The 13,250-nt window shown below is 66.0% G+C and carries 10 protein-coding genes; 3 read left to right on the top strand and 7 right to left on the bottom strand.

Annotated features, from left to right (window positions below):
• Window positions 1-2 precede the first annotated feature (2 nt).
• Entirely contained in the window at window positions 3-1,799 is a 1,797-nt protein-coding gene (locus WC729_RS15115; RefSeq protein ID WP_372854184.1) for an alpha/beta hydrolase family protein, read from the bottom strand.
• Between the two features lie 64 nt (window positions 1,800-1,863).
• On the opposite strand from WC729_RS15115, the gene WC729_RS15110 reads away from it, so the two are divergent.
• Complete coding sequence (locus WC729_RS15110) at window positions 1,864-2,625, top strand: NRDE family protein (protein WP_372854182.1); 762 nt, start codon at window positions 1,864-1,866, stop codon at window positions 2,623-2,625.
• A gap of 9 nt (window positions 2,626-2,634) precedes the next feature.
• On the opposite strand, the gene alaS is transcribed toward WC729_RS15110, so the two are convergent.
• Window positions 2,635-5,292 (bottom strand): alanine--tRNA ligase, encoded by a 2,658-nt coding sequence (alaS, locus tag WC729_RS15105; RefSeq protein ID WP_372854180.1) that lies wholly within the window; start codon window positions 5,290-5,292, stop codon window positions 2,635-2,637.
• A 101-nt stretch (window positions 5,293-5,393) separates the two neighbouring features.
• Here alaS and WC729_RS15100 point away from each other — a divergent pair, with 101 nt between their 5' ends.
• On the top strand, window positions 5,394-7,070 hold the full coding sequence (locus WC729_RS15100) for a hypothetical protein (protein WP_372854178.1): 1,677 nt from the start codon (window positions 5,394-5,396) through the stop codon (window positions 7,068-7,070).
• Window positions 7,071-7,193: 123 nt separating this feature from the next.
• On the opposite strand, the gene WC729_RS15095 is transcribed toward WC729_RS15100, so the two are convergent.
• On the bottom strand, window positions 7,194-8,450 hold the full coding sequence (locus tag WC729_RS15095) for a M24 family metallopeptidase (RefSeq protein ID WP_372854176.1): 1,257 nt from the start codon (window positions 8,448-8,450) through the stop codon (window positions 7,194-7,196).
• Window positions 8,451-8,466: 16 nt separating this feature from the next.
• Entirely contained in the window at window positions 8,467-8,763 is a 297-nt protein-coding gene (locus WC729_RS15090; RefSeq protein WP_372854174.1) for a hypothetical protein, read from the bottom strand.
• Between the two features lie 97 nt (window positions 8,764-8,860).
• Here WC729_RS15090 and WC729_RS15085 point away from each other — a divergent pair, with 97 nt between their 5' ends.
• Window positions 8,861-10,153: a dicarboxylate/amino acid:cation symporter gene (locus tag WC729_RS15085; protein WP_372854172.1), complete on the top strand. Its 1,293-nt coding sequence runs from the start codon at window positions 8,861-8,863 to the stop codon at window positions 10,151-10,153.
• 292 nt (window positions 10,154-10,445) lie between these two features.
• On the opposite strand, the gene WC729_RS15080 is transcribed toward WC729_RS15085, so the two are convergent.
• From WC729_RS15080 to recA, 3 genes are all read right to left on the bottom strand, one after another.
• Window positions 10,446-11,078, bottom strand: coding sequence for a glutathione S-transferase family protein (locus WC729_RS15080; protein ID WP_372854170.1), 633 nt, complete (start codon window positions 11,076-11,078; stop codon window positions 10,446-10,448).
• A 13-nt stretch (window positions 11,079-11,091) separates the two neighbouring features.
• Window positions 11,092-11,928: a class I SAM-dependent methyltransferase gene (locus WC729_RS15075; RefSeq protein ID WP_372854168.1), complete on the bottom strand. Its 837-nt coding sequence runs from the start codon at window positions 11,926-11,928 to the stop codon at window positions 11,092-11,094.
• Between the two features lie 219 nt (window positions 11,929-12,147).
• Window positions 12,148-13,242 (bottom strand): recombinase RecA, encoded by a 1,095-nt coding sequence (gene recA, locus WC729_RS15070; RefSeq protein WP_372854166.1) that lies wholly within the window; start codon window positions 13,240-13,242, stop codon window positions 12,148-12,150.
• Window positions 13,243-13,250: the final 8 nt, after the last annotated feature.

The following is a 13,250-nucleotide window of genomic DNA, read 5'->3' as shown; positions in this document are numbered from 1 at the left end:
GATCAACCCTGGGTAGCCGTCCCGGCCACGACATAGAGCGTGACCAGCATCCCCGCGAGCACCGCGCCGGGCCGGTGACTGCCGGTGCGGCTCCAGGCAAAGGTCATTATCGCGCCCACAGCGGCCAGTACCGGCACGAACTGGATCGCAATGACCGTCGTCAGCGGATCGAAGCCCGTCACCAGTGTGCCGGTCGCGAAGAAGATGCCGTAGACGAGACCGAGCAGCACGACGAACCCGCCACACAGCGTCAACATGGCCGACGCGTAGCGTGCCAGGACTCCGTCGCGCATGACCGTCAGCGAGCCTAGCACGCGTCCGGTCATCAGGAACGCGATCGTGATCGGCACGACATAGATGAGTGCGATCAGCCATTGCCGGGCGCTCGGCGGTTTGACCGCCACGACCCAGAAGCGAAGGTCAGTCAGTAGCAGTCCCTGCACCAGCGCTAGGACCAGATAGGCGGCCAGCGTTACCGCAAGCGCGAGCAGGATCGTCTTCAGCCAATCCACCCGAGGTTCCTCTGCAGCAAGGCCCCGTCGCCCGAACAGCCAGGTGAGCCCGGCCCCGACCAGCGCCCACACGGCGACCTGAGTCGTCACCGTCTGCGGCAGGACTATCGTCGCCGGCACCAGCAGGAAGATCGCGATAAACACCGGGAAGAAGGTCAGCATCGGCACGCCGGCGGCGACGATCGCCCCGCGCCACCACCGCGCGTCCCGGCCGGGTCCCGCTGCGACGGCATTGCCCCGTAGCGAGGCGAAGAAGCGCGATGCCAGCAACAGATCGAACAGCCCAAGCACCAGCGGCACGAAGCCGAGCAGGCCGATGCCGGTTCCGATCTCCTTCCAGAACCAGATCTGGTCTCCGGCCGGGCGCGGATGGCCGCCGGCGAGGGTGCGCGCGAACCAGTCGGTCGCGTCCCCGATCGCCGCCGTCGAAATGTGATCGCCCGGGTGCGTGGTCGAGGGCTGCATCAGATAGCGCGCCGTTCCGGCCGGGATCGAGCCATAAAGCTTACCGGCCTGCACTGTCTCCGTCGTGCCGAACAACTGTTTCAGCTTGGCGCTTTGCCCGACATCCATGGCGCGCCCGGCGCCCCACATCAGCTGCGAGAATTCGTCGTAACGGCTATAGACCAGCCCCAGATTGCGCGGCCATGTGGGCGTGCCCTCCTTTGCATAGGGCGCGCCGGTGGATGACCCTTCCAGCACGATCGCGCGATAGGCGTCGGGCATCGCCGCAGCAGCAGCGAGCACGGTCCAGCCGCCCATACTGTGCCCCTCGAGCCCGATCTGGTTCTCGTCGACGAACGGCAGCGAGCGGAGATAGGCAAGCCCGTCGGGCCCGCCAAAGCCGTTCGAAAAGGCCTTGCCGCCACTATAGCCATGGCCGGTCTGGTCCATCGCCAATACGACGTAGCCGCGCCGCGCGAATTCGATCGCAAAGCCGTCCTGCATCTCGCGCGAATTGATATAGCCGTGCACCGCGAGGATGCCTGGCGCCGGGCTGGCCGGGCTCGCCCCCGCTGGCACATAGAGCAACGCGCTCATCTCCGTGCCATCGGCGCCCCTGAAGCGGATATCGCTCACACGCGCCCTGCCGGAGGTCTGGATCGCGCTTGCCAGCAGCGCCCCGCCCAGGATCATCGCGAGGCCGATCGCCGCCAGCAACCAGCGTGGCCACCGGCGAACCGCCGGGGACGAATCGAGATCGGCCGAATCCTGCTGCTGGCTGTCCATCTTTTCCCTCCCCTTCGGGCGCGGTCGCACGGCGCCGGCGCTCTCGGACGATGTCATGCGCCACCGGGCGAACCCTGTCGAGACGATGTCAAAATTGCCCAAGCCACTCTATTGAGCTTGCATGTGTGTCCTGGCCTTTGCGTGGCAAGCGCATCCCCGCTGGCGGCTTTTGCTGGCCGGCAACCGTGACGAACTCCATGCCCGGCCGGCACAGCCGCTGGAGCGGTGGCAAGAACCCGATCATCTGCTCGCCGGCCGCGATCTCCAGTCGGGCGGGACCTGGCTGGGCGTGTCCGAGCAGGGCCGGCTGGCCGTCGTCACCAATCTGCGCGGCTTCGGTGCGCCGGTGCCTGGTCTCGCCTCGCGCGGCGCTCTGGTGACGGACTATCTGGCAGGCAGAGGCGCCTATGCCGATCCGCTCACGGCCGACCTGTCGACCTTCAACCCGGTCAACTTGATCGTCGCGGACCAACGCGACGCGCATTTCCTGTCGAACCGGCCGGATATCACGCGAAGCGCCCTCGCCTCGGGCCTGTATGGGCTTTCCAACGGCAGGCTTGACGAGCCTTGGCCCAAGACGATGCGGATCAAATCATGCCTGCTCGACTGGATCACCGGCGACGCGATAGACCCGGAGCTGCTGTTCGATGGTCTCCACGAACAGGTCCTGCCCGATATCGGCGTGGAACCGCGCTCGCCGTCGGACGTGCCGCAGGAACCGCTTCACTCGCCGATCTTCATCCGCAACCCGGTCTATGGCACGCGGTGCAGTACCGTCGTCGCGATCGACACAAAGGGCTGCGGCGTCATCATGGAACGACGCTTCGCGTCGGACGCCAGCGAGACGGGCAGGACGAGCCTGGACTTTTCCTGGCTCGGATAATCCGATGCTTCAGGCCGTCGCGGGCTGCTCGGCCAGCGCTGCCTTGATCGCCTCGACGGCTTCCGCGCCCTTCGACCCATCCGGTCCGCCGCCCTGCGCCATGTCGGGCCGGCCGCCACCGCCCTGCCCGCCCAGCACCGCAACGGCGCGGCGCAACAGGTCGACCGCGCTATAGGTCCCGACCAGATCGTCGGTCACGCCGACCGCGATCGACGCGCGGCCTTCATTGACGGCGACCATCACCGCCACGCCGGACCCGATCCGCTGCTTGGTCTCGTCGACCGCGCCGCGCAGGCCCTTGGCGTCGAAATCCTGGACGACCTGGCCGACGAAATTGACTCCACCGACCTGCTCGGGCCCAGCCTGTGCCGAACCGCCGCCACCAAGCGCCAGCGCCTTCTTCGCCTCGGCCAGTTCGCGCTCCAGCCGGCGCCGGTCCTCGACCAACGCGACGACGCGCGCGGGCACTTCATCGGGCGACGCCTTCAACGCCGCCGCCGCCTCACGCAACTTCTCGTCGCGCGCGGTGAACCACTGCCGCGCAGCCTCGCCCGTCAGCGCTTCGATGCGCCGGATGCCGCTGGATACCGCGCTTTCGCCAACGACCTTGAACAGGCCGATATCGCCGAGCTGCTTCACATGCGTGCCGCCGCACAGCTCGAGCGAATAGGTCCTGTCGCCCTCACGACCCATCGAGACCACGCGGACCTCGTCGCCGTACTTCTCGCCGAACAGCGCCATGGCGCCTTCGTTGATCGCTTCTTCCGGCGTCATCAGGCGCGTCGAGACGTCGCCATTCTCGCGGATATGGCGGTTCACATCGGCCTCGACCTCGGCGATGCGCACGGGCTCGATCGCAGTCGGCTGGGAGAAGTCGAAGCGCAGACGGTCAGGCGCGACAAGGCTGCCCTTCTGCGCGACGTGCAGGCCAAGCCGCTGGCGCAGCGCCTCGTGCAGCAGGTGAGTCGCCGAATGGTTGGCGCGGATCGCTCCGCGCCGACCATGGTCGACGGTCAGTCGCACGGCATCGCCCTCCGAGATATCCCCGGCCTCGACATAGAGGCGGTGCGCCCAGAGGCGGCCGAGATGCTTCTGCGTATCCTGGATCGATCCGCGCAGGCCCTTCTCGCTGGCGATCGACCCGGCATCGCCGACCTGGCCGCCGCTTTCGCCGTAGAAGGGTGTCTGGTTGACCACGAGGTCGACGGTGTCGCCCGGCCCGGCGCGATCGACGCGCTGGCCGTCCTTGATCAGCGCGAGCACCTGGCCTTCGCCATCCTCTGCCGAATAGCCGAGAAACTCGGTTCCGCCGGTTTCCTCGGCGATGTCGAACCAGATATCGTCCGAGGCGCGGTCGCCCGAGCCCTTCCAGGCGGCGCGCGCGGCGCGCTTCTGCTCGGCCATCGCGGTATCGAAGCCGCTACGGTCGACGCCGAAGCCCTGTGCCCGCAGCGCGTCCTCGGTCAGGTCATAAGGGAAGCCGAACGTGTCGTAGAGCTTGAACGCCGTCTCGCCCGCAAGCGTCGCGCCCGGTGCCATGCCTGCCGTCGCCTCGTCGAGCAAGCGCAGGCCATTGGTCAGCGTGCGGCGAAACTGGGTCTCCTCCTGCAGCAAGGTCGCCTCGATCGAGGCCTGGGCGCGCAGCAGCTCGGGATAGGCGGAGCCCATCTCTGTCACCAGCGAGGGCACCAGCCGGTGCATCAACGGCTCCTTGGCGCCGAGCAGATGCGCATGCCGCATCGCGCGGCGCATGATCCGGCGCAGCACATAGCCGCGGCCCTCATTCGCCGGCAGCACGCCGTCGGCAACGAGGAAGCCCGAAGCGCGCAAATGGTCGGCGATCACGCGGTGGCTCGCCTGGGTGTCGCCTGTGCTCGGCGTGCGGGTCAGCGCGCTCGATTCAGCGATCAGCGCCTTGAACGTGTCGGTGTCGTAATTGTCGTGCACGCCCTGCAGCACAGCCGCGACGCGCTCCAGGCCCATGCCCGTGTCGATCGAGGGGCGCGGCAGATTGGTGCGCGTGCCGTCGGCCGATTGCTCGAACTGCATGAAGACGAGGTTCCAGATCTCGACGAACCGGTCGCCATCCTCGTCCGGGCTGCCGGGAGGGCCACCGGGGATATGGTCGCCATGATCGTAGAAGATCTCGGAACAGGGGCCGCACGGCCCGGTGTCGCCCATCGACCAGAAATTGTCGGAGGTCGCGATGCGGATGATGCGGCTTTCGGGCAGTCCGGCGATCTTGCGCCACAGGTCATAGGCTTCGTCGTCGGTATGATAGACGGTGACGGTCAGCCGGTCGCCCGAGATGCCCCATTCCTTCGTGATCAGATTCCAGGCGAGCGAGATCGCACGCTCCTTGAAATAGTCGCCGAAAGAGAAATTGCCGAGCATCTCGAAGAAAGTGTGGTGGCGGGCGGTGTAGCCGACATTGTCGAGGTCGTTATGTTTGCCGCCGGCGCGCACGCACTTCTGCGAGGAGGTCGCGGTCACATAAGGGCGCGTTTCCAGGCCGGTGAACACGTTCTTGAACGGCACCATGCCCGCGTTGACGAACATCAAGGTCGGATCGTTATGCGGCACCAGCGGCGCGGACGGAACGCGGGCGTGCCCCTCGGCTTCGAAATAGTCGAGAAAGGATCGGCGGATGTCGTTGGTCGATGTCATGCTGGCGACTTAGGCGAGGGAACGGCGCTACTCAAGCGGATCGCAGTGGTTTGCCGCACGACGATCCGGTAGGCTGATGCGATCGAGCGAGGGGAAAGCCGATGCGTGCGTTGCTGCTGATGCCGTTGATGGCGTTGCTTCCGGCATCCGTGAACGACGGTGCAATTGCGCCGCCCCTGTCGGTGCTGCTCGCCGGCGTTACGATCTGCAGCGGAGACGATGGACCGGTCGCGGCGAAGCCCGAGTTGCTGCCCGGCTATGGCAATGGCGGCTTCCCGATCGTCACGGCAAAGCCCGAGGCGCAGGCCTGGTTCGACAATGGCATGCAGCTCGCCCACGCCTTTGCGCACAAGGCGGCAACGGCGGCCTTTGCCGAGGCGGTGCGCATCGATCCGTCCTGCGCCATGTGCCAATGGGGCGCGGCGTGGAGCGACGGGCCGACGATCAACTACCCGATCGGCGCGAAGGAGAGCGCAGCGGCTGCCGCCAGGGTCGCCACGGCCGAAAAGCTGCTCACACCGACATCTCCCGCGAAGGAGCGCGAGCTGATCGCGGCGCTGAAGCTGCGTTACCAGAAGGGCGGCGGTACCGGGGCGGGCGATACCGCTTTTGCCAGGGCGATGGATGCGCTCGCTGTGCGCTATCCCGACGACAACGAGATTGGGACCATCGCCGCCGATGCCTGGATGGTGCCCGCCTCGCTGACCAACACCCCCACGCACCTGCCCCGCGCGGTGACGCTGCTGGAGACCGTGCTCGAGCGCGATCCCGACTATACCCCGGCGATCCATTTCTACATCCACGCGACCGAGATGAGCGGTTTCTCCGCCCGAGCCGAACGCTTCGCGGACAAGCTGCCGTCGCTGGCACCGCGAGCGAGCCATCTGATCCATATGCCGTCGCACACTTTCTACTGGGTCGGGCGCTATCAGGATGCGGCTGATGCCAATGTCCGGGCTGTCGCGATGGGCGTGGAAAATGCGAAGCGTCTGGGCCTGCCCCAGCCGGGTGGCGAGTGGCAGCTCCCTTATCATGGCCACAACGTCCAGTACGGCGCGGGCGGTGCGCTGATCTCGGGCGATGCGAAGGTGGCGCTCGCGCTCAGCGGGCCGATGCTCGAGGACGGGCCGAAGGATCCGCACGGCGCCGGCGCCTATGTCCAGATGGCGATGGGCACCGCCTATGCCGCTGAGGGGCGCTTCGCGGATCCAACGGATGTGCTCGCGCTGCCCGATCCCGGTGCCAGGGTGAAATTCGCTCAGGCCTTCCGTCACTATGCCCGGGGCGAGGCCCAGGCGCGGCTCGGCAATGCCGCAGGCGTGCGCGCCGAGATGGCGCTGATCCCGACCGGCGTCGGACCGGTCAGGCTCGACGACATGACCGCCCACACGACCCGGCTGATCCGCATCGCGCGGCTGGTGCTGGAAGGGCGCGCCGCGATGATCGAGGGCAAGCCGATGCGTGCCGCTGCCGCCTTCGAGAAGGCCGCGAAGCTCGACGAATCGGCCATGATGCAGGTGCTGGTCGACCCGCCGGCCTGGTGGTACCCGGTCCGCCGCAGCTACGCCGCCGCCCTGCTCGTGGCCGGCAAGCCGCGAGAGGCGCTGAAGCAGACCGACCTGGTGCTGGCGCGGCGCCCGAACGACCCCGTTACTCTTTCGCTTCGCGCCGACGCCGAGATCGCGCTGGGGCTGACCGAAGCCGCGGCGAAGGACCGGGCCTTGGCTAAACGCGGCTGGCACGGCGACGAGGCGGGGCTTTCGGCGAAGCTAGCCTGAGCCCCTCCCTCCCCGTTCGTTTCGAGCGAAGTCGAGAAACAGGGCACAGGGACTGAGCAAAGTTTCTCGACTTCGCTCGAAACGAACGGAGGAGAGGGTTTTGTCTTTTCATGAACTCGGGACTTACCCGAACGGCTGCTCGATCGAGGGCGGCGGCACGCTGAACCATTTCGGCCCGGCCTCGGTCATGTGGAAACAATCCTCCAGCCGAACCCCGAACTTGCCCGGCAGATACAGCCCCGGCTCGTCGGAGAAGCACATGCCGGGCGCCAGCGGCATCGTCTCGCCATGGACCAGGTTGACTGGCTCATGCCCGTCCAGCCCGATGCCATGGCCGGTACGGTGCGACAGGCCCGGCAGCTTGTAGCGCGGGCCATAACCCAGGCTCTCATAGAGCCGGCGCACCGCGTCATCGACGCTGCCTGCCGGCGCACCCAGTTTTGCCGCGGCAAAGGCGGTCGCCTGCCCCTGATGGACATGATCCCAGACCGTGCGCTGCTCGGCGTTCGTGGTGCCGAACACGAAGGTGCGCGAGACGTCGGACTGATAGCCCTGCACGGTACAGCCGCAATCCATCAGTACGATCTGCCCGTCGGCCACCACTTGCGGCGCGCGACTGCCATGCGGATAGGCTGCCGCCTCACCGATCAGGATCAGCGCGAATTCCGGGTCGCCGCCCAGCTTTTCGGTCGCCGCGTTCATCAGGGCGCCGATGTCGGCCGGTTTCATGCCCTTCTCGATCCGCTTGTGAGTCCAGCGATAAGCCGCGATCGTCACATCTGTCGCGGTCTGCATCAGCGCGATCTCGGGCGCGGTCTTGATCATGCGGCAGCCGCGCACGACCGGATTGGCGGAGACGAGCTTCGCCCCCGGCAACGCTTTTGCAAGACCGTTCACCGCGAAATAGCGCAGCGTCTCCTCGATGCCGATCGGGCGCGCGGCGAGCTTGCGGTCCTTCAGGAAGCCGGCGACGACTCTCAGCGGATCCTCGTCCTCCTGCCATACCCGTACTTCGGCCGGCACGCCGAGCGTCTGGCGCACCGAAGGTTCCTCGAAGAAGGGGGTAACGATGCATGGATCGCCCTCGACCGGCAGCACGGCCGCGGTCAGCCGCTCGCTGCGGCCCCAGCGCACACCCGTGAAATAGATCAGCGACGAACCCGGCTCGATCAGCACCGCGCCGATGCCGTTCGCCTTCATCAGCGCCTGAGCCCGGGCGATTCGCGCCCTGCGCTCGTCCGCGCCGATTGGTGCCGTGCCGCTGGTGATATTATTCAGGGCGGAAAGATCCGGCTCCGCCGCGCGCAGGATCGATGGCGTGGCGAGCAGGGGCATCGCGACGGCGGCCCCGGCCAATATCTCGCGGCGTGTGATCAGCATGATGTGTCGGGTCCGGTCATGGTTTCGGCGCGACCGCTTCGCAGCGGAAGGTCACGTGCAGGTTGGTGATGGTGGGGCTGGTGTTGCCGTTGCTGTCGATTGCCTGATCGTAGTTCAGCTCGCCCCTGACCGCCTTCTTGTCAGCGCAATATTTCTCGGCAGCGACATCGAGCTCGATCTCGGTTTCGGCCAGCTTCGCCTCCGGCAGGGTTTCGATGACGATGCCGACCGTACCGTCGGGCTGCTCGGCAAGCGCATATTCCGGGGCGGGCAGCGGCGCTGCCTGCAGCAAGGCGAAGAGGAGCAGGCTCATGCGCGCGGTTCCTTCGATATCGCCATCCGCCGACATAAGACGCTTGACCGCGCCGCTGCAATCCCCTTCCCTGCCCGCAAATTCCGGGGATATCTTCATGGCCAAGCGCCTTACGCTCTATATCATCATCGGCCTTGTGCTTGGCCTTGTCGTGGGCTGGGGCCTGCATCTCGCGATCGACGACGGCACGCCGGCTTCCGCCGCGTCGCTCGAAAAGATCGCCGGCTATTTCTCGATCATCACCACATTGTTCCTGCGCCTGATCAAGATGATCATCGCGCCGCTCGTCTTCTCCACCCTCGTCGTCGGCATCGCGCATATGGGCGATACCGGGGCGCTCGGCCGGGTCGGGCTGCGTTCGCTTGCCTGGTTCATCTGCGCCAGCCTGTTGTCGCTGACCCTCGGCATGATCCTGGTCAATCTGCTTCAGCCTGGCGTCGGACTCGGCCTGCCGATCCCGCCCGCGACCGCCGATGCCGGGATTGTGAAGACTGCCTTCAACCTGAAGGACTTCGTCACGCACGTCGTGCCCGCCTCGATGATCGAGGCGATGTCGACCAACGAGATCATCCAGATCGTGGTCTTCTCGGTGTTCGTCGGCGTCGCGATCACGGCGGTCGGCGACAAGGCCGCGCCGCTGGTGCGCGCGCTCGAGGGGCTGGTCGCAGTGATGCTGCAGATCACCAATTATGTGATGCGGTTCGCACCCTTCGCGGTGTTCGCCGCCGTCGCCAGCACGCTCGCCGAACGCGGGCCGGGCGTGCTCGCCGATCTCGGCTATTTCATCCTCACTTTCTATATCGGGCTGGTGCTGCTCTGGCTGCTGCTGATCGGCATCGGCTTCCTGTTCATCGGCAAGCGCACGGCACTGCTCGTCCGCTATATCCGCGATCCGCTGATCCTCGCCTTCTCGACTGCCTCGTCCGAGGCCGCCTATCCGCGCACGCTGGAGGCGCTCGACCGGTTCGGCGTGCCCCCCAAGATCGGCAGCTTCGTGTTGCCGCTCGGCTATTCGTTCAACCTCGACGGCTCGATGATGTACATGACCTTCGCGTCGCTGTTCATCGCCCAGGCGTACGGCATCCATCTCTCAATCGGCGAACAGATCACCATGCTGCTGGTGCTGATGGTCACGTCGAAGGGCATTGCCGGCGTGCCGCGCGCCAGCCTGGTCGTGATCGCGGCGACCCTGTCGCTGTTCAAGATTCCCGAGGCCGGGCTGCTGCTGATCCTGGCGGTCGACCATTTCCTCGACATGGGTCGCTCCGCCACCAACGTGGTCGGCAACGCGATCGCGGCGAGCGTCGTGGCGAAATGGGAGGGCGATCTCGATCCGGTCGAGCCCGCCGATGTGGAACCGCCGCACGCACCGTCAAAGGGCGTGCTGTAGCGGCGGGGCGAATTCCCTGTTCCGGGGCCGATAACAGGGAATTAACAGGGAATTCTTTTATTCTTCCCGCGCTACTCGGCAAATTCTGGCGATATTTCGCCACAATATCAGTGCTTTATAGGCCAATTCCCTGTTGTCCAATAACAGGGAATTGGCACCCGGATAACAGGGAAAATCCCAGGCCGAACAGGGAAATCCGGACATATCGCAATGAGAAAGAGCGCGCCGGTCCCCGAGGATTCCGAGCAACTCCTATTCTGTAACGATCCCGCAGGAAATTGAATCAACCCGATCAGGCATAGGCATAGGGCCCGCCATTCGCGAGCGCTGCCTGATAGGCTGGCCGGGCATGGATCCGGTCGAGCCAGGCGATCGTGTGCGGGCGCGAACCGTCGAGCCCGGCACGGCTGCGCGCCGCCTCGAGCGGGAAGCTCATCATGATGTCGGCGCCGCTGATCTCCTCGCCCGCGAACCAGGGGCGCTGCACCAGCTCGGATTCGACATAGTCGAGATGCACGTCGATCATCGGCTGGATGCGCTTCGCGACCTTCTTGCCGAGGAAGGGGATGCGATTGACGACGAGTTTCACCAGCAAGGGCGGCATCATCGATCCTTCCGCATAATGGAGGAACTGGCGGTAGCGGAGCACCGAATCGCGGTGCGCCTGCGGGCCGAGCTGCCCATCGGCCTTCTCGACCAGATACTCGATGATCGCGCCGGTCTCGACGATGATCCGCCCGTCGTCGCTGTCCTCGATCACCGGCGATTTGCCCAACGGATGGACCTGTTTCAGCTCGGGCGGGGCAAGCATGGTCTGCTTGTTCCGCTCATAGCGTTTGACCTCATAGGGCATGCCGAGCTCCTCGAGCATCCACAGGACGCGCTGCGAGCGGGAGTTTTCGAGATGGTGGACGATGATCGTCACGGGCGATCCTCTCTCATGTGTCGTTGTGCGCCGACCATAACCACGCCGCGGCGGGGAAATCCACGGCATCGCCGGAACGATGGCGCGCGATGACCGCTTCGACGCGCGCCAGCATTGCCGCACGCTCTTCCACGGGCGCCTGACGCAACAGCGCCGCGGCCGGACCGATACGTTGCAGGAAGCGCAGCGCGTCGCCGACCGAATCGGTCCCCTGCCCGGCACGATAGGAGAAATCGACCGGCCTGGCGTCGATCCGCGACCATCCCGCCGCGCCAAGCGTGGCCTGCACGAAATCGGGATCGGCAAAGGCGAAAGGTCCAGGCACATAACCTGTGGGAGGCGGCGGCATGTCCCCAGCGACGGCGGAAACGAGCTCGGTTGCCCATGGGTTGAGCGCGGGCGGCCGGAAACAGGAGAAGACCAGGCCGGCCCCAGGCACCGTCCCGGACCGCAACGCCGAAAAAGCCGCGACCGGATCGGGAAAGAACATGACGCCGTGGCGCGAAACGATGAGGTCGACCGGCGCAAGATCGGCGAGGTGATCCTCTGCCGGGCCGCAGCGGAAGGAGAGATTGCTCAGGCCGGCGGCGCGTTCCGTGGCGATCGCGACCAGCGAGGACGAGATATCGATCCCGACCACGCGCCGATCGGGCAGTGCCGCAGCCGTCGCCAGGCTCGTCGCGCCCGCGCCGCAGCCGATATCGACGATCGTCGCGCTGCCCGGGGCCGCCATGTCGAGGATCGCCGCGTTGAGATGCACCGCCAGCCCGGCGAGGCAGCGATCGGTCTGCGGCCATTCCTCCGCCCAGACATCGCCGACCGTGCCCGACCAGTCGTTTGCGCTCGTCATGCTTTTGTCTCCACGCCGGCGCGATCAAGGCACGCTGGAACCGCTCTATCCCGCATCCGCCGGGCGAACCAGCACGGCAAAAAAGCAAACCCCAGGGCTGGAATCCCCAGCCCAAAACCTCAGGTCCCGAAATCTCAGACCCCGCAATATGAAAGGCCCGCCGACGCGGGCGGGCCTTTCCGGGTTTTGCGACGGGGGAACGCCGCGTGAAGTCAGGTCTCAGAGATCGCCGTCATCGTCCTCGGGCTCGGGACCGGCCATCATCTCTTCGGCGACCTTGTCGGTGCGGGCACGGATCGCCTTTTCCAGGCGATCGGACATTTCGGGATTTTCCTTGAGGAAGGTCTTCGAATTTTCGCGGCCCTGGCCGATGCGGACGCTGTCATAGCTGAACCAGGCGCCCGATTTCTCGACCAGCCCGGCCTTCACGCCAAGGTCGAGAATCTCGCCGATCTTGGAGATGCCCTGGCCGTACATGATGTCGAACTCGACCTGCTTGAACGGCGGCGCGACCTTGTTCTTGACGACCTTCACCCGGGTGGTGTTGCCGATGATCTCCTCGCGGTCCTTGATCTGGCCGGTGCGGCGGATGTCGAGGCGGACCGAGGCGTAGAATTTCAGCGCGTTGCCGCCGGTCGTGGTCTCGGGGTTGCCGTACATCACGCCGATCTTCATGCGGAGCTGGTTGATGAAGATCACCATGCAGCGCGAGCGGCTGATCGAGCCGGTGAGCTTGCGCAAGCTCTGCGACATCAGCCGGGCCTGAAGGCCGACATGGCTGTCGCCCATCTCGCCCTCGATTTCCGCCCGCGGCACCAGAGCCGCGACCGAATCGACCACCAGCACGTCGATCGCATTCGAACGGACCAGCGTGTCGACGATCTCGAGCGCCTGCTCGCCGGTGTCGGGCTGCGACACGATCAGCTCGTCGATGTTGACGCCGAGCTTCTTGGCATAGACCGGGTCGAGTGCATGCTCGGCATCGACGAAGGCCGCGGTGCCGCCGCCCCGTTGCGCTTCGGCAATCACGTGGAGCGCGAGCGTCGTCTTGCCCGAGCTTTCCGGCCCGTAGATCTCGATCACGCGGCCGCGCGGCAGGCCGCCGACGCCGAGCGCGATGTCGAGCCCGAGCGAGCCGGTCGAAATCGCCTCGACCTGCATGGTTTCCTTGGAGCCGAGCCGCATGGCCGACCCCTTGCCGAATGCGCGGTCGATCTGTGCGAGCGCCGCGTCGAGTGCCTTGGCGCGCTCGGAGCTCGCCTTGTCGTTGGAGACTGCCATTTTGTTGTCGATGACCTTCAAAGATGCCGCCATTGGAGCCT

Source organism: Sphingomonas sp. (genome assembly GCF_041661825.1).
Taxonomy (GTDB): domain Bacteria; phylum Pseudomonadota; class Alphaproteobacteria; order Sphingomonadales; family Sphingomonadaceae; genus Sphingomonas.
The sequence above is the reverse complement of the archived record's forward strand: the minus strand, read 5'-3'. Positions and strand labels throughout refer to the sequence as shown.